The following is an 18841-nucleotide window of genomic DNA, read 5'->3' as shown; positions in this document are numbered from 1 at the left end:
TGGGGCACTGGAGGGCTGCCAGTATGCCTTGGGCGCGGGGCTTAGTCGAAGTCGCCGTGGCCGGCGCCGAGCAAGGTCCGGGGCAGGTGCGCAAGACCGCCGGGCGTGACTGGCGCCGGCAGGCTCGCAGCTGCCCGGGACTTATTCCAGGTGTTCGGGGTTCATCGGGTCGCCGGACTTGATGTCCAGTTGCTTGCGCACATCCTCGAACATCTCGTCGTAGTACTTGTGCAGGGACGAGATATTGGCGCTCTTGGGCATCCCGTGTTGCTGGGCGATACGCGCGGCATGGCGGGCGAAATCGAAGGCCTGGTCCTTGGCCAGGAAGAACTGTTCCTTGAGTGGCTTGTCCTCGATGGTGCCGTGCAGGGTGAATTGCATGCCCCGGCCCTCCTTGGGGTCATGGGCCACTTCATAGTCGATGCACAGGTTGTAGCTGTAGTCGTCCTTGTTCAGCGCATGGCGCTCGATATGCAGGTGACCGGGCTCAAACATGGCCATAGGCGTTGTCCTCCTGGGCGTTGAAGAGGGGCAGGCGATGGGCCTGCCCGTGTTCCGGCAGCGGGCGTCTACAGGTAGCTAATGCCGGGTTTCTCCGTGCTGATGCGCGTGCCGGCCTGGCCCTGGACGATGGCTTCAATGTCCGAGAGTGAACCGATCACCGCGACTTTTCCAGTCTGCCGGGCGAATTCGCAGGCCGCCTGGACCTTGGGCCCCATGGAGCCGGCGGCAAAGCCCAGCTTCTGGATTTCGTCCGGATGGGCCTGGGCGATGGCCTTCTGGGTCGGCTTGCCGAAATCGATGAACGCCGCATTGACGTCGGTGGCGATCACCAGCAGGTCGGCTTCCAGTTGCCGGGCCAGCAGCGCCGAGCACAGGTCCTTGTCGATCACCGCCTCGATGCCCTGGAGCTTGCCGTCCTCGCCATACATGGTCGGGATGCCGCCACCACCGGCGCAGATCACGATGCTGCTTTTCTCCAGCAGCCACTTGATCGGACGGATCTCGAAGATGCGCTTGGGTGTCGGGCTCGCCACCACGCGGCGGAACTTGTCGCCGTCCGCAGCGATGGCCCAGCCTTTTTCCTTGGCCAGGCGCTCGGCTTCTTCCTTGTCGTAGACCGGGCCGATGGGCTTGGTCGGGTTCTTGAACGCCGGGTCCCTGGCGTCCACTTCCACTTGGGTCAGCAAGGTGGCGAAGGGCACCTCGAAGTCCAGCAAGTTGCCCAGTTCCTGTTCGATGATGTAGCCGATCATGCCCTCGGTCTCGGCGCCGAGCACGTCCAGCGGGTAGGGCGAGACCTGGGTGTAGGCCGCCGCCTGCAGCGACAGCAGTCCCACTTGCGGACCATTGCCGTGGGCGATCACCAGCTGGTTGCCGGGATGGATCTTGGCGATCTGTTCGGTGGCGATGCGGATGTTGGCGCGCTGGTTGTCCGCGGTCATGGGTTCACCACGGCGCAGCAGGGCGTTACCGCCCAATGCAACGACGATACGCATAATGCAGTCCTTCTAGAGTCCGGTGCCGGCGCTACCTGGGCAGCGCCGGTGCCGAAGGGGATTTACAGGTCGGCCAGGGTCGAGACCAGGATCGCCTTGATGGTGTGCATGCGGTTCTCCGCCTGCTCGAAGGCGATGCAGGCCGGGGACTCGAACACGTCATCGGTGACTTCGATGCCGTTGGCCAGGTGCGGATACTGCTCGGCGATCTGCTTGCCGACCTTGGTATCGCTGTTGTGGAAGGCCGGCAGGCAGTGCATGAACTTGGTCCGTGGGTTGCCGGTGGCCTTCATCAGCTGGGTGTTGACCTGGTAGGGCAGCAGTTGCTCGATGCGCTCGGCCCAGGCTTCCACCGGCTCGCCCATGGAGACCCAGACGTCGGTGTGGATGAAGTCCACGCCCTTGACCGCGGCTTTCGGGTCCTCGGTGAGGGTGATGCGCGCACCGCTTTCCTCAGCGTATTTCTTGCAGCGCTCGACCAGGTCGTCATGTGGCCACAGGGCCTTGGGCGCGCAGATGCGCACGTCCATGCCGAGCTTGGCGCCCACCAGCAGCAGCGAGTTGCCCATGTTGTTGCGAGCATCGCCCAGGTAGGCGTAGCTGATCTCGTGGATCGGCTTGTCGGCGTGCTCACGCATGGTCAGCACGTCGGCGATCATTTGGGTCGGGTGGTATTCGTCGGTCAGGCCGTTGAACACCGGCACCCCGGCGAACTTCGCCAGTTCCTCGACGATCTCCTGCTTGAAGCCGCGATACTCGATGGCGTCGTACATGCGCCCCAGCACCCGGGCGGTGTCCTTCATGCTTTCCTTGTGGCCGATCTGCGAGGAGTTGGGGTCGATGTAGGTGACGTTGGCCCCTTGGTCATAGGCCGCTACCTCGAAGGCGCAGCGGGTACGGGTGGAGGTCTTTTCGAAGATCAGGGCGATGTTGTTGCCCTTCAGGTGCTGTTGCTCGGTGCCGGTGTACTTGGCGCGCTTGAGATCGCGGGACAGGTCCAGCAGGTAGCGCAGCTCGCGTGGGGTGTGGTGTTCCAGGCTCAGCAGGTTGCGGTTGTGGATATTGAAGGCCATGGTGATTTTCCTCGAATTCGGTGATCGGCCCGACCGGCGCCGGGCAGGCGCGGTCGGACAGCGGGTCTTCTAAAGGCTCAGTAGTCGATCGGGTCACGCACGATCGGGCAGGTCATGCAGTGGCCGCCGCCACGGCCGCGACCCAGTTCTCCGGCGCTGATGGTGATGACTTCCACACCGGCCTTGCGCAGCAGGGTGTTGGTGTAGGTATTGCGGTCGTAGCCGATGACCACGCCGGGCTCCACGGCCACCACGTTGTTGCCGTCGTCCCATTGCTCGCGTTCGGCGGCGAAGCTGTTGCCGCCGGTCTCCACGACCCGCAGGGCCTTGAGGTTGAGGGCGGCGGCCACGGTGTCGAGGAAGTTGGTCTTCTCGCGCTGGATATCGATGCCGTGGGGCTTGCTCTCGTCAGGGCGCAGGGTGAAGGGAACGATCTGATTGACCACTTCGGGGAAGATGGTGACCAGGTCGCGGTCGCAGAAACTGAACACGGTGTCCAAGTGCATCGCCGCGCGGGACTTCGGCAGGCCGGCAACGATCACTCGCTCCACGGCCTTGTTCTTGAACAGGTTGCGCGCCAGTTGGCCGATGGCCTGGTGGGACGAGCGTTCGCCCATGCCGATCAGGACCACGCCGTTGCCAATGGGCATGACGTCACCGCCTTCCAGGGTGGAGGCGCCATGCTCCTGGTCGGGGTCGCCGTACCAGATCTGGAAGTCGGCGTTGGTGAACTCGGGGTGGAACTTGTAGATGGCGGTGGTCAGCAGGGTTTCCTGGCGTCGCGCCGGCCAGTACATGGGGTTGAGGGTCACGCCGCCATAGATCCAGCAGGTGGTATCGCGGGTGAACTGGGTGTTGGGCAGCGGTGGCAGGATGAAGCTGGCATGGCCGAGGAAGTCGCGGAACATCTCGATGGTCCTGCCGCCGAAGCTGCTGGGCAGGTCATCGGCCGAGACCCCGCCGATGAGATATTCGGCGATCTTGCGCGGCTCCAGGCTACGCAACCACGAGCCGACTTCCTCCACCAGCCCCAGGCCAACGGTGTTGGCGGTGATCTTGCGCTCCAGGATCCAGTCCAAGGCTTCGGGGATGGCGACGATGTCGGTCAGCAGGTTGTGCATCTCCAGCACATCGATATCCCGCTCGCGCATCTTGGTGACGAAGTCGAAGTGATCGCGCTTGGCCTGGGCCACCCACAGCACGTCGTCGAACAGCAGTTCATCGCAGTTGTTCGGAGTCAGCCGCTGATGGGCCAGGCCTGGGGAGCAAACCATGACTTTGCGCAGTTTGCCGGCTTCGGAATGGACGCCGTACTTAACTTTTTCCGTGGTCATTACTGTGATCCTCCAGAGACAAAACAATCAGGGGGTAATGCAGGTGCAGCTACAGGGTCAGGAAGCCGTCGTAGAGGCCGTAGGCAGCCGCTGCGGCGCCCAGGAGCACGGCCGCGAAGATCAGCTTCTCGACACGGGTGAAAACCGGTTTGTGCAATTCCATCTTGGCCTTGGCGAAGAGCACCGCGCCGGGGGCGTAGAGCAGGGCCGAGAGCAGCAGGTACTTGACCCCGCCGGCGTACAGCAGCCACACCGCGTAGAGCAGGGCGATGGCGCCGATCACCAGGTCCTTCTTGCGCTCGGCCAGGGCTTGTTCGTAGCTTTCGCCACGCACTGCCAGGAGCACCGCGTAAGCCGCCGACCAGAAGTACGGCACCAGGATCATCGAGGTGGCGAGGTAGATCAGCGACAGGTAGGTGCCCTTGGAAAACAGGGTGATGACCAGGAAGACCTGCACCATGACGTTGGTCAGCCACAGGGCGTTGGCCGGTACGTGGTTGGCGTTCTCGCGGCGCAGGAACTCCGGCATGGTGTGGTCCTTGGCGGCGGCGAACATGATCTCGGCGCACAGCAGGACCCACGACAGCAGCGCTCCCACCAGCGAGATGATCAGGCCGATGCTGATCAGCAGCGCGCCCCAGTGGCCCACCACATGTTCCAGGACTGCGGCCATGGATGGGTTCTGCAGCTTTGCCAGTTCCGGCTGGGTCATGATCCCCAGGGACAGCACGTTCACCAGCACCAGGAACAGCAGCACGGTGATGAAGCCAATGACGGTGGCCTTGCCCACATCGGAGCGTTTTTCCGCCCGGGAAGAGAAGATGCTCGCGCCCTCGATGCCGATGAACACCCAGACGGTGACCAGCATCATGTTGCGTACCTGGTTCATCACGCTGCCCAGGTCCGGGTTCTTCACGCCCCAGATGTCAGCGGTGAAGATGTCCAGCTTGAAGGCGAAGAGCGCGATCAGTACGAACAGCAGCAGCGGCACTACCTTGGCCACCGTGGTCACCAGGTTGATGAAAGCCGCTTCCTTGATCCCGCGCAGCACCAGAAAGTGCACCGCCCAGAGCAGGACCGAGGCACCGATCACCGCAGCAGGAGTGTTCCCCTCCCCAAATATCGGGAAGAAGTAACCCAGGGTGCTGAACAGCAGGACGAAGTAGCCGACGTTGCCCAGCCAGGCGCTGATCCAGTAGCCCCAAGCTGAGGAGAAGCCCATGTAGTCGCCGAATCCGGCCTTGGCGTAGGCATATACACCGCCATCCAGGTCAGGTTTGCGATTGGCCAGGGTTTGAAAGACGAATGCCAATGTCAACATGCCGACTGCAGTAATTGCCCAACCAATAAGAACTGCCCCGACATCGGCGCTGGCTGCCATGTTCTGCGGCAGGGAAAAGATCCCCCCGCCAATCATGGAACCCACTACCAAGGCGACTAATGCGCCCAGTTTTAGTTTTCCGGGAGATTCAGACATCGCATGACTCCAATGCAGGAGAAGAGAGACTTCAGATTAAGTCTGTCGCCAATCCAAACTGCTGACTTGGATCAGTCAATTGCTGCATTTCGTTGTGAATGAATGACTTAAGTCTTATAGCGAGAGGTAGAATGCAGCCCTGCAAGGCCCATCCCATAAGGCTTTGATCTCCTTTCAAGAGGTGGCTTCCATTATCGATGTCGATTGACGCTAGACCCTTTCAAAGAATATGCAAATCATGCCGCTTGCTAATTAAGGCGAGAGTGATGATGGCACTTGGTACATACTCTTGACAAAATACTCGGTTATTCAGTGTGTTCTGGCGGGTAGTCGCGGAGTGCCCGAATAAAGGATGATTAATTGACTGTTACTATCAGAATCAAATTCCTAGAAAGTTATTTAATTGCGTCTAATTTTATCGCCAGGGCGACTCGCTGATATAAGGAGTAGGGATGTCACAACCGGCACAGAAGCTTCAATTGGGTGCGCTGATCGCGTTGGTGGTGGGCTCGATGATTGGCGGCGGGATTTTTTCCCTGCCGCAGAACATGGCGGCCCGGGCCGACGCCGGGGCGGTACTGATCGGCTGGGCGATTACCGCGGTGGGCATGCTGACCCTGGCCTTCGTGTTCCAGACCCTGGCCAATCGCAAGCCTGAACTGGATTCCGGGGTCTACGCCTACGCCAAGGCCGGCTTCGGCGACTACATGGGCTTCTCCTCAGCTTGGGGCTACTGGATCAGCGCCTGGCTGGGCAACGTCGGCTACTTCGTCCTGCTGTTCAGCACCCTGGGCTACTTCTTCCCGGTGTTCGGCCAGGGCAACACCCCGGTGGCCATCGGCTGTGCCTCGCTGTTGCTGTGGGCCGTGCATTTTTTGGTACTGCGCGGGATCAAGGAGGCCACGTTCATCAACCAGCTGACCACGGTGGCCAAGATCGTGCCCTTGGTGATGTTCATCGTGATCGCCGCAGTGGCCTTCAAGGCGGAGATCTTCACCCGCGACATCTGGGGGCGCGCCAACCCGAATTTCGGCGGAGTGCTGGACCAGGTGCGCAACATGATGCTGGTCACGGTATTCGTGTTCATCGGCATCGAGGGAGCCAGCGTGTATTCGGCGCGGGCGCAGAAGCGCGCGGATGTCGGGCGGGCCACGGTGATAGGTTTCCTCGGCGTGCTGGCGCTGCTGGTGCTGGTCAACGTGCTGTCGCTGGGGATCATGAGCCAGCCGGAGCTGGCCAGTTTGCAGAACCCGTCCCTGGCGGCGGTGCTGGAGCATATCGTCGGGCCCTGGGGCGCCTTGCTGATCAGCGTCGGCCTGGCGGTATCGTTGCTCGGGGCCCTGCTGTCCTGGGCCCTGTTGTGTGCGGAGATCCTCCACGCCACCGCGAGCGACCGGACCATGCCGGCCTTCTTGCGCAAGGAAAACGCCAACCATGTACCGGTCAACGCCCTGTGGCTGACCAACGTGATGATCCAGGTATTCCTGCTGATCACCCTGGTGTCCGCCGGCACCTATACCAAGCTGATCTACCTGGCGTCGTCGATGATCCTGGTGCCCTATCTGTGGTCGGCGGCCTATGCGGTGCTGCTCAGTGGCCGTGGCGAAACCTACGAGCAAGCCTCGGGGGAACGCCTCAAGGATCTGTGCATCGCCGTGGTCGCCCTGAGCTATGCCATCTGGTTGTTGTATGCCGGCGGGGTCAAGTACCTGCTGCTCTCGGCGCTGCTCTACGCGCCGGGAGTGATCCTGTTCGCCAAGGCCAAGCATGAGCAGGGCGAGCCGTTGTTCACCCTGCCGGAGAAGCTGATCTTCAGTGCCGTGATCGTCGGTGCGCTGCTGGCGGCCTACGGCCTCTACAGTGGTTTGCTGGCGCTATGAACCCGCAGCAGCGGCTCTTGCTGCCCTACCAGGGGCCCTATGACTGGCAGGCCATGCTGGGGTTCTTCGCGGTGCGCGCCATCGGCGGCCTGGAGGTGGTGCAGGACGGTGTCTACGCTCGCAGCTTCGAGCTCGATGGGAGACAGGGCACCCTGAGCCTGCGCCCCGGACCTGGCGAGCAGTTGGATTTGCGCTTGAACCTGGGGGGCGCGGAACCGTCCCCGTCACTGATCGGCCAGGTGGTGATGCGCGTGCGCCGGCAGTTCGACCTGGATGCCGACGTACTGCGTATCCACCAAGAGCTGGCCGCCGACCCGCTGTTGCAACCCTTGCTGCTGGCCCATCGCGGGTTGCGTGTACCGGGCGCCTGGGATGGCTTCGAACTGGCGATCCGCGCGGTACTGGGCCAGCAGATCACGGTAGCGGGTGCGATCCGCCTCGCCACTCGGCTGGTGGCGGTGCATGGCCAGCCACTGGCACTCCCCGATCCCGGTTGGCCGGGACTGACCCAGGTGTTCGCCACGCCCGCCGTCCTGGCCGTGGCGGACCTGGCTGCCCTGGGCATGCCCGCCAGCCGTGGCCGGACCTTGTCCACCGTGGCCCGGGCATTGCTGGCGGATCCGGGTTTGCTCGACCCCAAGGCCAGTTTGCAGCAGGGGCTCGATGGCCTGCTGCGGCTGGTAGGAATCGGTGACTGGACGGCGCATTACATCGCCTTGCGGCACATGCGTGAGATGGACGCTTTCCCGGCGGCCGATGTGGGCCTGCTCAATGCCATGGCCACCCTCCAGGGCCAGCGGCCCAGTGCCCGGCAACTGCTGGCCCGGGCCGAGGCCTGGCGGCCCTGGCGCGGTTATGTGGCGCAGCAGCTGTGGACATCGGGTAGCTGAGGAGCCAGGCGCCTACCACCAGCGGGCGCGATGGGCACCCAGGGGGCCGGCCGGGCAATCCCACTGGATCGGCGTGCCGCTGATCTGCAGGGGCACGCGCAAGCGATGGGCCGGACCCCAGGCGGTCTGCTCCAGCACCAGTCCCTGGTCGTCCTGATCTTCCCCGCGCAACCCGCTAGTGGCTGGCCCCTGGCCTGAATGCTCGACCAGCAACTGCGCGGTACGCGCCAGGGACAGGCGCGCCTGGCCGCCGTGGCGCCAGGTCGGATCCAGTGCCCGCAGGGCACTGGCGGCCATCAGGTAGCCGGTGGCGTGGTCCAGGGCCTGGACCGGCAATGGCGTGGGGCGTTGCGCAGCCTTCCAGGCCATGCCCGCCTCGGCGATCCCGCTGCTCATCTGCACCAGGCTGTCGAACCCCCGGCGGTTGCGCCACGGACCGCTCCAGCCGTAGGCGTTGAGGCTCACCTCGATCAGGCCCGGGGCCAGGCGCTGGCGCTGCTCGCTGTCATAGCCCAGGCCGTCCAGGGCGTCGCCGCGGTAGCCATGCAGCAGCAGGTCGGCCTGGGCCAGCAAGCCTTCGAAGGTGGCGCGGTCTTGGCGATCGTGCAGGTCCAGGCGGGCGCAGCGCTTGCCCAGGGTCATTTCCGGTTCGACGGCCGGTTCGTTCCACCAGGGCGGATCGATGCGCAGCACGTCGGCGCCGAGCCCGGCCAGCAGGCGGCTGGCCACGGGACCGGCCAGGACCCGGGTCAGGTCCAGGACCTTGAGCCCGGCCAGTGGCCGTTCGCTGCAACCGCTCCAGGCCTTGCCCCGGGGTTCGCCACCGGGCAGCCAGTGCACCAGGGGCTCGCCGGCCACCGCCTGGCCCTGGGAGTGGGCCTGCCATTGGGCCCAACTGCGCATCTGCGCCGCGCAGCCACCTTGCTCGACCATGGCCTGCTCCAGTTCCAGGGCGTTCCAGCCGGCCACCCGGGTGGCCATGGTCGCGCGGTCGCTGGCGGCGCCCAGGACGTGTTCGGCCACGGCTCGATGATGGGGAGCATTGGTATGCAGGCGAATCCAGCCGTCGCGGGTGGCATAGTCGCCGGCGATCGGGTCCCAGAGCGCCGGCGGGTTCCAACCCTGGGGACGCAGCGAGCTGGCGAACCAGAACGAGGCCAGGCGCCGATCGACGCTGACAACGGGCCGACGGCCAGTGTGGCTGTGCAGCAGTTCGGCCAGCGCTTGCCCGGCGGCGCCGATGCTGGCGCTGGCCAGGTCACTGACGGCGAAGGCCGAGGGCAGGGCGCCCTCGCCTTGTTCGTTGAGATTGGACGGCGGCAGGTCCAGGGCGGCTTGAATGGATGCCAGTAGCGGGGACATGGACGGCTCCTCGAGACAAGAGGAGGGCATTGCACCCTGAAATCCCCTGGCCTGTCGAGGCGCAGGCGCGGGTCTTGTGACGCGGGTTGCCGCGTCACAAGGGCCTGGCTCAGACGCGGAACTGGTCCATCAGCTGCATCTGCTGGGTGGCCAGGGCATTGAGCTGGCTGCTGACCTGGGCCGACTCGCTGGCCTGTTCGGTGAGGGTCTCGGTGACGCTGCGGATCGCCGAGACATTGCGGTTGACCTCTTCGGCCACCGCGCTCTGTTCTTCGGCGGCACTGGCGATCTGCAGGTTCATGTCGCTGATCACCGTCACCGCGTCGCTGATCTTGCCCAGGGCCTGGACCGCTTGCTGGATCTGCCCGGCATTGCTCTGCGCCTGGCTCTGGCTGGCATGCATGGTGGTCACTACGTCGCGGGTGCCGCTCTGGATGCGCTCGATCACCACGCGAATCTCTTCCACCGAGTCCTGGGTGCGCTTGGCCAGGTTGCGTACTTCATCGGCCACCACCGCGAAACCACGGCCGCTTTCACCGGCGCGGGCAGCCTCGATGGCGGCGTTGAGGGCCAGCAGGTTGGTCTGCTCGGCGATGCTGCGGATCACCTCCAGCACCGAACCGATCTGCTCGCTGCTCACCGCCAGGGCCTCGACTTCGCCCACCGCCTTGCTCACCTCGTCGGCCAGCAGGCTGATGTCCTGGGTGCTGCGTTCGATGATGGTCATGCCTTCCCTGGCCGACTGGTCGGCGCCGCGGGCGGCCTGGGCGGCATTGGCCGCACTGCTGGCGACCTCGTGGGCGGTGGCGCTCATTTCGTTGGAGGCAGTGGCCACCTGGTCGATTTCGCGGAACTGGACCTGCATGCCTTCGCTGGTCTGGCGGGCGATTTCCGAAGACTGGTCGGCGGTGCCGCGGGCTTCGATGATGCTTTGCTTGATCTGGGCGATGGTCGGTTGCAGCTTGTCGAGGAAGCGGTTGAACCAGCCCACCAGCTCACCCAGCTCGTCCTTCTTGCTGTAGTCCAGGCGCTGGGTCAGGTCGCCATCGCCGCTGGCGATGGCCTTGAGCATCTGCGCCACGCCGTTGATCGGCCGGGTCACGCCCGACGCGCTGAGCCAGATCAGGGCCAGGCCCAGCAGGCCGGCGCCGATGGCGACCAGCACGGTCTTGAGCGTGCCGCTGGTCTGGGCTTCGTCCAGCAGTGTCTGCAGCTTCACCGAGTCGGCCAGCAGCACCTGCCGGGGCAGGTCGATGGTCACGCCCCAGGGCTTGGCATCGGCGATCGGGCTGAAAGGGTAGACCGAGCGGATCAGCTCGCCTTGCTGCAGGGTCTTGGCCTGGTTGCCGGTCACCGCCGCGAGCAGGTCCTTGCCCTCTGTGCCCAGGGTATCGTTGATGTTCTTGCCCACCTGGCCGGCATCGGCGCCGACCGCCGCCAGCAAGCCGCTGCCGGCGACGATCATCATGTGCCCGGCGCCATCGAACAGGAATCGCTGGGCTTCGCCGGCGGCAGCCTGGAGCGAGTCCAGGGCGATGTCGATGCCCATCACCCCGATTACCTTGCCGTCTGCCAGCAACGGCAGGGAGATGGTGGTCATCAGTACCTGCTTCTTGTCCTCGCCGATGGTGTCGGCATAAGGATCGAGCAGGCAGGTGCGGCGGTTGTCCCGGGGGCAGGTGTACCAGATGTTGTAGGGCGTGCCGCTGAGGTTGAGGGTGGTCCTGGTCAGGTCATCCTCGGTCATCACGGTATTGAGCCCCTGGCCGCCGGAGCGGCTCCAGTAGGTGGCGAAGCGCCCGCGCTCGTTGGACGAGCGAGCCGCATCATTGGTGAACTCGTTGTCCTTGCCATCCAGGGCGTTGGGTTCGTAGGCCAGCCAGATACCGAGCACCTTGGCGTTGCGCTCGAAGGCGGTCTTGAGGCTGTGGTTGAGTTCCTCGCGCAGGGCGGAGGCTTCCAGCCCGCGCTTGCTGGCCATCTGGCGCAGGTCGCGGACCTGGTCCGCCAGGGCGTTGAGCGCCAGTTGGCTCTCGCCGAAGGTCTTCTGGATGCGCACCGCCTGGTCGGCCGCCTTGGCCTGCAGCAGGTCTTCGACTCCGGCGGTCAGCATGCGGGTGCTGGAGGTGTTGACCAGCTGGTTGTTCTGCCGGCTCTGGTACAGGTTCATGCTGACGATCAGGGCCACGACCCCCAGCAGGCACAATCCGGACAGCAGCACGATCTTCAGGCGAATGGAGAGAGAGTCGAACATGGGGCGATCTCGCGAAAGGACAGATGGAAAGCACGGAGTCGGATGACTCCGCTCGCCAAGTCCATTTCAGCGCCATGCCCGGAACATCGGCTAGGGCGATCTTTGCGTGAGGCGCCGCCGACGAACGGTCATGCCCTTGACATAAATGCCCCAAGGCACAGGGCATAGCAGCCAGATAAGGGGCTTCAGGAGGCCTGCGCCAGGCTCTCGGGACGTGACCAGATCCACAGGTTGCCCAGGGTCATCCCGGCGATGGCGGCATACAGGGTCCAGTGGTGGTTGAGCAGGCCCAGCATCAGGCCGGCGCACAGCAGCATGCTGATGGTGGCGCTGACCTTGGCCTTGCGGCTGACGATCCGGCCATTGCGCCAGTTGCTCAGGATCGGCCCGAACAGGCGATGGTTCTCCATCCAGGCGCTCAGGCGCGGCGAGCTCTTGGTGGCGGCCCAGGCGGCCAGCAGGATGAACTCGGTGGTCGGCAGGCCCGGTACCACGATGGCGATCAGGCCGATGGCCAGGCTGACATAGGCCAGCGCGCCGAACAGCAGGCGGGAGATTTTCGAAGCGGGGGGGCGAATGGGGGTCATGGCATCGATGCTGAGGTAACGCGTGGTACGGCTGATCCGCGAGACGGGCCGCGGCAGAGGATACCGCTGTGGGCCAGGACACTCCACCGTGCCCTGGCCACAGTCGCGGGGATCAGGCCGGTTGTGCCGCGCTGGAGTAAGCCTGTTCCAGCAACACGGTGAAGCGATTGAAGGCATCCAGGGCGCCTTTTTCCGCCGCTGCTTCTTCCTCGGCGCTGAACTCCAGGCCGTCGAGGATGCGAGTGAAGGTCTTCCAGCCTTCGGCACGGCCACCGGCCGGTTCGCCCAGGTGGCGGGCACCGAAGGTTTCGCTCAGGCCCAGGCCCACCGCGCGCTTGATCAGGAACGCGGCGCCAAGCTTGGAGCCCTCGGAAACGAAGATCCAGCCCAGGGCCTCGGCCTTGCTCGGGTTGCGCACGGCACCGGCAACCGGCGCCGGTACTTCGGTGTCCAGGTCGGCGAGGTCGGCCTTGGCCGCTTCGGCGCGGCAACGCTCGGCCAGGTCAGGGACGATCGCGATCAGCTCGGGATCGTTGTACAGCTCCACCAGTTCCGACTGGAACAGGTACTGGGCCACCACGAAACGGGCGAAGGCGCCCTGGGTTTCGAAGGGCGCGTGGGCCTTGACCAGGGCATCGAGCTTGGAATGCGGCTCGTGGGTGATCTGGTTCAGGCGTTGGGAACGCAGGTGGTGAGGTTGGGCGCAAGCCTGGGCGGTCATACCGATGTCCTTGAGAATGAGAGGCAGTTATAACTAGACGAACAAGAAGACGCGACACAGTAAAAAATCCTCACTGCCCTTGATGAAAAAGAGCAGTGAGGAGCAGCTGGGTCAGATATCCCAGACCAGGTTCACCGAGAAGTTACGGCCCGGCATGGTCAGGCGGTCGAGGTTGGCCGGGGCCGTGGCGCCAGCTTCACCCGCACCGTCGTAGCCGCGCACGTCGTCCCAGTTCCAGTATTTCTTGTCGGTCAGGTTGTACAGGCCGGCATTGACGGTCAGGTCGTCGGTGACCTTGTAGAAGCCGGTGAGGTCGAGGATGCCGAAGCCGGGCGTCTTGAACTGGCTACTGGCGCCATCCGGAGCCTTGAAAGTGGTGCTGTCGACCCGGTCCTTGCGCTTGACCAGGGTCCAGCTCAGCAACGCGCCGTAGTCGTCCTGGTCGTAGCCCAGGCCGAACACGCCCTTGAGCGGGTTGACGCTGTTGATCGGCTCGCCATTGTCATTGTTGCGCCCGTGGGCATAGGCCACCGAACCGATGCTGTACAGGCCCTGGGGTGCACCGAGGGCATCCAGGTTCAAGCGGCCCTTGGCCTCCGCGCCCTTGATGGTGGCGCGCTTGATGTTATTGCTCTGGATGACCGCCGTCTGTTGCGCGCCTGGGTTGATCGCATCTTCGTTGATGAAGTCGCGGTACTGGTTGTAGAACACCGATACATCGAAGGAGCCGGCAGCGAAGTTGCCACGCAAGCCGGTCTCGATGCCCTTGCTGGTTTCCGGCTTGAGGTTGGAGTTGGGCTCGACCACATAACCGTCCGCGAGGTTTTCAAAACGCCCGTAGAGCGCCTTGGCCGACGGCGTGCGGAAGCCCTCGGCATACTGGCCATAGGCTGTGTAGTGCTCGTCGAAGGCGTAGGTCAGGCCGAATTTTGGCGAGACCCGGTGCCAGGTCTTTTCCTCGACATTGACCTGGGTCGTACCTTTGGGATTGACGGCATTGAGGAACTCCTGGGTCATGTGTGGCTTGAGCTGGATGTGGTCGTAGCGCAGGCCCGGGGTGAAGGTCCAGGCATTCCAGCTGATCTGGTCCTGGGCGAACAGCGCGTAGCTGTTGATGGTTGGGTCAGGGAAGTCACTGGACTTGTTCAGCACGTCGGCAGTGCTGATGGCTCCAACGCTCGGGCAACCGCGACCGACGCTCAGGCAGACACCGTTGCCAGTACGCGAACCGGTGACTTTCTGGCGTTTGAGCGTGGTGCCGTAGGTCAGTTGGTGATCGGTTTCAGCGATAGCGAACGCCTTGTCCAACTGAGCATCGAACACCCATTGTTGTTCCTCGTATTTGGTTTCACGGGTGCGCAGGACCTTACGAGTAATGGGGTAGTAGAACTCCTCTGTGCCCTGGGTGGTCTTGGCGACCTGATGGTTCAGGCTCCACTTGACGTTGTCCGCCAGGAGGCTGTCCAGGGCGAAGTTGTGCTCCAGGCCGAACCGCTCGCGGGTGAGGGTGTCGTTGCCCTTGCGCCATTGATACATGCCTCCGGGCAGGATATTGCCGGGAATCGCAGGTTTGCCTTTGTCGAAGGGGCCGCCATAGGAGCTTTTCTGATCGGTATCACGATCGTCCTTGTATCTTTCGTAGGTCAGGCCCAGGCGTGCATTGTCTGCATAGTTCCAGCCGAGCTTGGCCAGCACATTGGTGGTGCGGGTGTCTTCCGGGTTGGCGGCGGTGCGCGCCAGGCCCGTGCCGTTGTTGCCGCCATAGGATTCGGTTTCGTGGCCGTCACGCTGGCTCAGGTGCAGCAGCCCGTCGAACTCGTTTACACGGCCGGCAAAGGTCCCGGATTTCAACCAGCTGTCATTGGCCGAGCTGTAGCCGGTCTTCAAGCGGGCACCGAAGTCCTGGCCGGGCTTGATGATGTCGTCGGGGTCCAGGGTGTAGTAGCTGACCGCGCCGCCGATGGCGTTGCTGCCGTACAGCACCGAGGCCGGGCCGCGGAGGATTTCCACGCGCTTGACGATTTCCGGGTCGACGTAGTTGCGGTTGGTCTTGGCGTAGGGGCCGCTGAAGAACTGGTTCGGGACTTCGACGCCGTCGACCTGGGTCAGGATCCGATTGCTGTCGATGCCGCGGATGTTGTAGCCGCTGATGCCGGCGCGCTGACCGGCGCCGCCCACCGAAACCCCGGGTTCGTAGCGCACCAGGTCCTTGATGTTGGTGACGTTCTGGCGGTCGAGTTCTTCCCGGGTGTGCACGCTCACTGTGCTCGGTACCGAGTTGATGTCCTGTTCCTGGCGAGTGGCGCTGATGGTCACCTGTTGCAGGTTCACCGCATTGGGATTGCTGCGTTTCTCCAGGACGATGTTGTTGTTGCCCAACTTGCGATAGCTCAGGTTGGTGCCGGCCAGCAGCCGGTCCAGGGCTTTCTCCGGCGTCAGCGCACCGCGTACTCCCGGAGAAACCACGTCCTTGCCCAATTCGGCCGGCAGGCCTACCTGCCAGCCAGTGACGCTGGTGAAGGCGTTGAGGGCCGATACCAGGGGTTGTTGGGCAATGGCGAAGGTGTAGTTGCCCATGCGCTGGCTGGCGGGCGCCGCACGCTGGTCGGCCAGCGCCGGTGCGGCCTGGGCACCGGCCAGCAGGATGGCCGCGGTGAGCAGAGACAGGGTGCAGTGATGCAGGCGGGAGTGAGGAACTGAGGATCGGCTGTTGAGGCAAGAAGACATCGAAAGCGCTCCGGGTCGCACGAATCTTTTATAGGTGTGCAGATTTACATTCAAAAATGCGAATCAATTGCATTGGCTATAACGAGACGTACGACCTGTGGCTATCGCGTAAAAATAATTGTTCTCAATTGAGAATCACCAGCGCCGGCAGCTCCGACAGTCGTGCCGAGGTGATGTGGGCCAGGGAGCGAACCACGTCCAGGGGCTGGTCCAGGCGGTAGTTGCCGGTCACCGCGACACTGGCCAACTGTTCGTTGGTGTTGACGATCCAGCCTGGATAGTAACGGCGCAACTCGGCCAGGACCTGGCTCAGCGGGCAGTTTTCGAACACCAGGCGACCTTCGACCCAGGCCAGCTCCTTGCCGGCGTCGAGCTTGGCCGGTTGGTCGAAACCCTGGGGACCGACCCTTACGCTTTCGCCGGCGCTCAGGCGCAGGCTCTGGTCGGCTTGGGTGGCGCGCAGATCGACATCCCCGCGCTGGACCTGGACCTGGGCGATGCCATCCAGGTAGCGCACGGCGAAGGTGGTATCGCGCACGCTGGCGCGTACCGGGCCGGCCTCCAGTTCCAGGGGCAGCCCGCGATTGCCCGGGATCTCGAAGAACGCTTCGCCCTGGTACAACCGCGCGGTGCGCCGGTGCTCGTCGACATCGCTGGAGAACGCCGAGTTGGTGTTGAGCAGCACCCGGGAGCCGTCCTCGAGTTGCAGGCGCTGGCGTTCGCCCACCAGGGTCAGGTGGTCTGCCTGCAGGCGCAGGGGCAGGTTGCTGAAGCTGAACAATCCAAGGACCAGCACGGCGGCGGTGGCCAGCGGTTTCCAATGTGGGCGCAGGCGGGCCAGGGGCGAGACCTTCGCGGGAGCGGCCAGGGCCAGGGCGGACTGTGCCACTTGCGGACCATCCCAGATGGCCTGGGCCTTGGCGAAGGCCTGGGCGTTGAGCGGTGACGCCGCCAGCCATTGGTGGAAGCGACTTATCTGTTCCTGGGTCGGGTGTTCCAGTTCGATCAGCCAGTCCAGGGCCTGGTCCATGGCCTGGATATTCGGATTCTGGCCGGCAGGGGTGGGGGGCTCGGCGCTGTGAAAGTCCGTCACGGGTGTTCCTCGGCCACGTCTGTGCGCAGCTGTTTTTTCAAGAGAGAGCGAAAGCCGGGCAAGGGTAGCAAAAGCCCCGGGGCCGACGCAGTCATTCTGCCTGGTCGTCGAGGCTCATTGGCCTTCGAGGCGTTCGGCGACACCGATGCAGATGGCCATGATCAGTTTCAGTTCCTTTTGTACCGTGCTCGGGGAGACCCCCAGTTCGTCGGCGATCTCCTGGTAGCTCTGGCCGTGCAGGCGGCTGAGGATGAAGATCCGTTGTTGGCGGGTGCTGAGCTGGCCCAGGCTGAGGTTCAGGCGTTCCAGCAGTTGTTCGGCATGGGCAGCATCCTCGGCGCTGCTGGTGGGCGCCGCGACGCTCTCCAGTACCTGCTGCGGTACGTCCTCGAGCAGGGTCCGGTCCTGGATGCGCCGGGCCCGCAGGTGGTCGAGCGCCAGGTTGCGGGCGGTCTGGAACACGAAGGGTTCCAGGTGGGTGATGGTTCGCTCGGCAAGCGCCCGGGTCACGCGCAGGTAGGTCTCTTGCAGCAAGTCTTCGGCGGTGCTGTGGTTGTTGACCATCCGCTCCAGCGTACGCAGCAGAGAAGTTCGTTGAGTGAGGAATACGTGGTTGAAGTGCGTCTGACTCACAGCAAGGCCTGATCCATTTTTTAGCGGATGATAATGATTGTCATATACATCCGTGGTCAAGCCTTGTGTGGGCCATCCCGCCAGGCAGTTGACAATCTCCTGGCGGGAGCCTCTGCCGTTGGCCGATGGTCAGCCGATCATTCGGCGTTGCACAGGGCCAGGCAGTTATCCAGCATGCGGTTGGAGAACCCCCACTCGTTGTCGTACCAGGCCAGGACCTTGAGCAGGCGACCGCCGCTGACCTTGGTGTGGTTGGCGTCGAAGATCGACGACAGCGGGTTGTGGTTGAAGTCGCTGGAAACCAGCGGCAGGGTGTTGTAGCCGAGGATCTTCGAATGCTGGCTGGCGCTCTTGAGCAGCGCGTTGACTTCCTCGGCGCTGGTGTCGCGCTTGAGGGTCACGGTCAGGTCCACCAGGGAGACATTGATCACCGGCACCCGCACCGCCATGCCAGTCAGCTTGCCGGCCAGCTCCGGCAGCACCAGGCCCACGGCTTCGGCTGCGCCGGTCTTGCTCGGGATCATGTTCTGGGTGCCGGAGCGAGCGCGGTAGGGGTCGGTGTGATAGACGTCGGTGAGGTTCTGGTCGTTGGTGTAGGCGTGGATGGTGGTCATCAGGCCGTTCTCGATCCCCACCTCGCGATGCAGCACCTGGGCCACCGGGGCCAGGCAGTTGGTGGTGCAGGAGGCGTTGGAGATGATCTGGTGCGACTGGCGCAGGATGTCATGGTTGACCCCGTAGACCACGGTGGCATCGGCGCCCTTGGCCGGAGCCGAGATGATCACTTTGCGTGCGCCGGCAGTAAGATGGGCAGCGGCCTTGGCCCGGTCGGTGAACAGCCCGGTGCATTCGAACACCACGTCGATCTTCTCTGCGGCCCAGGGCAGCTCGGCCGGGTTGCGGATGGCGCTGACCGCGATACGGTCGCCATTGACGGTCAGGCTCTCCTGGTCATGCTGGATATCGGCGTCGAACAGGCCGTGGACAGTGTCGTGCTTGAGCAGGTGGGCATTGATAGCGCTGTCTCCGAGATCGTTGATGGCGACGACCTGCAGATCCTGGCGATAGCCTTGGGTATAGAGTGCGCGCAGGACGTTGCGGCCGATGCGGCCAAAACCATTGATTGCGATTCGAAGAGTCATGGGTAAGCGCCTGTCGTAGGATTTGTTGTTGGAATTACAAGATTATTCGCATAGAAATAGAAAACAAGCCTTTTTAGTGGCAGTATTTTGTCTTATCTACAACGAGTGACCTGAATCAACTGGTCCGAATGGTCAGGAATTTCCTCCTCTGCCCCCCAGCGGCGGGACT

General features: G+C 63.7%; 15 protein-coding genes. 2 read left to right on the top strand and 13 right to left on the bottom strand.

What is annotated here, in order from left to right; translation table 11 throughout:
* Positions 1-141 precede the first annotated feature (141 nt).
* The 5 genes from AC3WK8_RS09840 to arcD (AC3WK8_RS09820) all read right to left on the bottom strand — a co-directional run bounded on the left by AC3WK8_RS09840 (position 142) and on the right by arcD (AC3WK8_RS09820) (position 5383).
* Positions 142-501: a DUF5064 family protein gene (locus AC3WK8_RS09840; protein ID WP_085597361.1), complete on the bottom strand. Its 360-nt coding sequence runs from the start codon at positions 499-501 to the stop codon at positions 142-144.
* Between the two features lie 68 nt (positions 502-569).
* Positions 570-1499, bottom strand: a complete 930-nt coding sequence (arcC, locus tag AC3WK8_RS09835; protein ID WP_103324739.1) for a carbamate kinase — start codon at positions 1497-1499, stop codon at positions 570-572.
* A 62-nt stretch (positions 1500-1561) separates the two neighbouring features.
* Positions 1562-2572 (bottom strand): ornithine carbamoyltransferase, encoded by a 1011-nt coding sequence (locus AC3WK8_RS09830; RefSeq protein ID WP_022640460.1) that lies wholly within the window; start codon positions 2570-2572, stop codon positions 1562-1564.
* A gap of 77 nt (positions 2573-2649) precedes the next feature.
* Positions 2650-3906, bottom strand: a complete 1257-nt coding sequence (arcA, locus tag AC3WK8_RS09825) for an arginine deiminase (protein WP_053131448.1) — start codon at positions 3904-3906, stop codon at positions 2650-2652.
* A gap of 49 nt (positions 3907-3955) precedes the next feature.
* Positions 3956-5383 (bottom strand): arginine-ornithine antiporter, encoded by a 1428-nt coding sequence (arcD, locus tag AC3WK8_RS09820; protein ID WP_085597359.1) that lies wholly within the window; start codon positions 5381-5383, stop codon positions 3956-3958.
* Positions 5384-5835: 452 nt separating this feature from the next.
* On the opposite strand from arcD (AC3WK8_RS09820), the gene arcD (AC3WK8_RS09815) reads away from it, so the two are divergent.
* A complete protein-coding gene (gene arcD / locus AC3WK8_RS09815) occupies positions 5836-7263 on the top strand; it encodes an arginine-ornithine antiporter (RefSeq protein ID WP_022640457.1) in 1428 nt (475 codons plus the stop codon).
* On the top strand, positions 7260-8153 hold the full coding sequence (locus tag AC3WK8_RS09810; RefSeq protein ID WP_103324740.1) for a DNA-3-methyladenine glycosylase family protein: 894 nt from the start codon (positions 7260-7262) through the stop codon (positions 8151-8153). The genes arcD (AC3WK8_RS09815) and AC3WK8_RS09810 overlap by 4 nt, the downstream gene beginning before the upstream one ends.
* Before the next feature lie 12 nt (positions 8154-8165).
* On the opposite strand, the gene AC3WK8_RS09805 is transcribed toward AC3WK8_RS09810, so the two are convergent.
* The 8 genes from AC3WK8_RS09805 to gap all read right to left on the bottom strand — a co-directional run bounded on the left by AC3WK8_RS09805 (position 8166) and on the right by gap (position 18672).
* Positions 8166-9515 (bottom strand): CoA transferase, encoded by a 1350-nt coding sequence (locus AC3WK8_RS09805; protein ID WP_103324741.1) that lies wholly within the window; start codon positions 9513-9515, stop codon positions 8166-8168.
* 109 nt (positions 9516-9624) lie between these two features.
* Positions 9625-11769: a methyl-accepting chemotaxis protein gene (locus tag AC3WK8_RS09800; RefSeq protein ID WP_103324742.1), complete on the bottom strand. Its 2145-nt coding sequence runs from the start codon at positions 11767-11769 to the stop codon at positions 9625-9627.
* A 185-nt stretch (positions 11770-11954) separates the two neighbouring features.
* Positions 11955-12356 (bottom strand): YbaN family protein, encoded by a 402-nt coding sequence (locus tag AC3WK8_RS09795; RefSeq protein WP_085597356.1) that lies wholly within the window; start codon positions 12354-12356, stop codon positions 11955-11957.
* Positions 12357-12468: 112 nt separating this feature from the next.
* Entirely contained in the window at positions 12469-13077 is a 609-nt protein-coding gene (locus tag AC3WK8_RS09790) for a biliverdin-producing heme oxygenase (protein ID WP_085597355.1), read from the bottom strand.
* A gap of 111 nt (positions 13078-13188) precedes the next feature.
* Entirely contained in the window at positions 13189-15804 is a 2616-nt protein-coding gene (locus tag AC3WK8_RS09785; protein ID WP_103324743.1) for a TonB-dependent receptor, read from the bottom strand.
* 124 nt (positions 15805-15928) lie between these two features.
* Positions 15929-16897: a FecR family protein gene (locus AC3WK8_RS09780; protein ID WP_103324744.1), complete on the bottom strand. Its 969-nt coding sequence runs from the start codon at positions 16895-16897 to the stop codon at positions 15929-15931.
* A 114-nt stretch (positions 16898-17011) separates the two neighbouring features.
* Positions 17012-17530, bottom strand: coding sequence for an RNA polymerase sigma factor (locus AC3WK8_RS09775; protein WP_031320365.1), 519 nt, complete (start codon positions 17528-17530; stop codon positions 17012-17014).
* A gap of 137 nt (positions 17531-17667) precedes the next feature.
* Complete coding sequence (gene gap, locus AC3WK8_RS09770) at positions 17668-18672, bottom strand: type I glyceraldehyde-3-phosphate dehydrogenase (RefSeq protein WP_085597352.1); 1005 nt, start codon at positions 18670-18672, stop codon at positions 17668-17670.
* Positions 18673-18841: the final 169 nt, after the last annotated feature.

This window comes from Pseudomonas sp. FW507-12TSA (assembly GCF_058781435.1).
Note: the sequence above shows the minus strand (reverse complement) of the source record. Positions and strands in the feature narration are given on the sequence as shown.

Excerpts from the sequence above, each read along its gene's own strand:
- AC3WK8_RS09840 (WP_085597361.1), bottom strand. The coding sequence starts at position 501 with ATGGCCATGTTTGAGCCCGGTCACCTGCATATCGAGCGCCATGCGCTG.
- arcC (WP_103324739.1), bottom strand. The coding sequence starts at position 1,499 with ATGCGTATCGTCGTTGCATTGGGCGGTAACGCCCTGCTGCGCCGTGGT.
- AC3WK8_RS09830 (WP_022640460.1), bottom strand. The coding sequence starts at position 2,572 with ATGGCCTTCAATATCCACAACCGCAACCTGCTGAGCCTGGAACACCAC.
- arcA (WP_053131448.1), bottom strand. The coding sequence starts at position 3,906 with ATGACCACGGAAAAAGTTAAGTACGGCGTCCATTCCGAAGCCGGCAAA.
- arcD (WP_085597359.1), bottom strand. The coding sequence starts at position 5,383 with ATGTCTGAATCTCCCGGAAAACTAAAACTGGGCGCATTAGTCGCCTTG.
- arcD (WP_022640457.1), top strand. The coding sequence starts at position 5,836 with ATGTCACAACCGGCACAGAAGCTTCAATTGGGTGCGCTGATCGCGTTG.
- AC3WK8_RS09810 (WP_103324740.1), top strand. The coding sequence starts at position 7,260 with ATGAACCCGCAGCAGCGGCTCTTGCTGCCCTACCAGGGGCCCTATGAC.
- AC3WK8_RS09805 (WP_103324741.1), bottom strand. The coding sequence starts at position 9,515 with ATGTCCCCGCTACTGGCATCCATTCAAGCCGCCCTGGACCTGCCGCCG.
- AC3WK8_RS09800 (WP_103324742.1), bottom strand. The coding sequence starts at position 11,769 with ATGTTCGACTCTCTCTCCATTCGCCTGAAGATCGTGCTGCTGTCCGGA.
- AC3WK8_RS09795 (WP_085597356.1), bottom strand. The coding sequence starts at position 12,356 with ATGACCCCCATTCGCCCCCCCGCTTCGAAAATCTCCCGCCTGCTGTTC.
- AC3WK8_RS09790 (WP_085597355.1), bottom strand. The coding sequence starts at position 13,077 with ATGACCGCCCAGGCTTGCGCCCAACCTCACCACCTGCGTTCCCAACGC.
- AC3WK8_RS09785 (WP_103324743.1), bottom strand. The coding sequence starts at position 15,804 with ATGTCTTCTTGCCTCAACAGCCGATCCTCAGTTCCTCACTCCCGCCTG.
- gap (WP_085597352.1), bottom strand. The coding sequence starts at position 18,672 with ATGACTCTTCGAATCGCAATCAATGGTTTTGGCCGCATCGGCCGCAAC.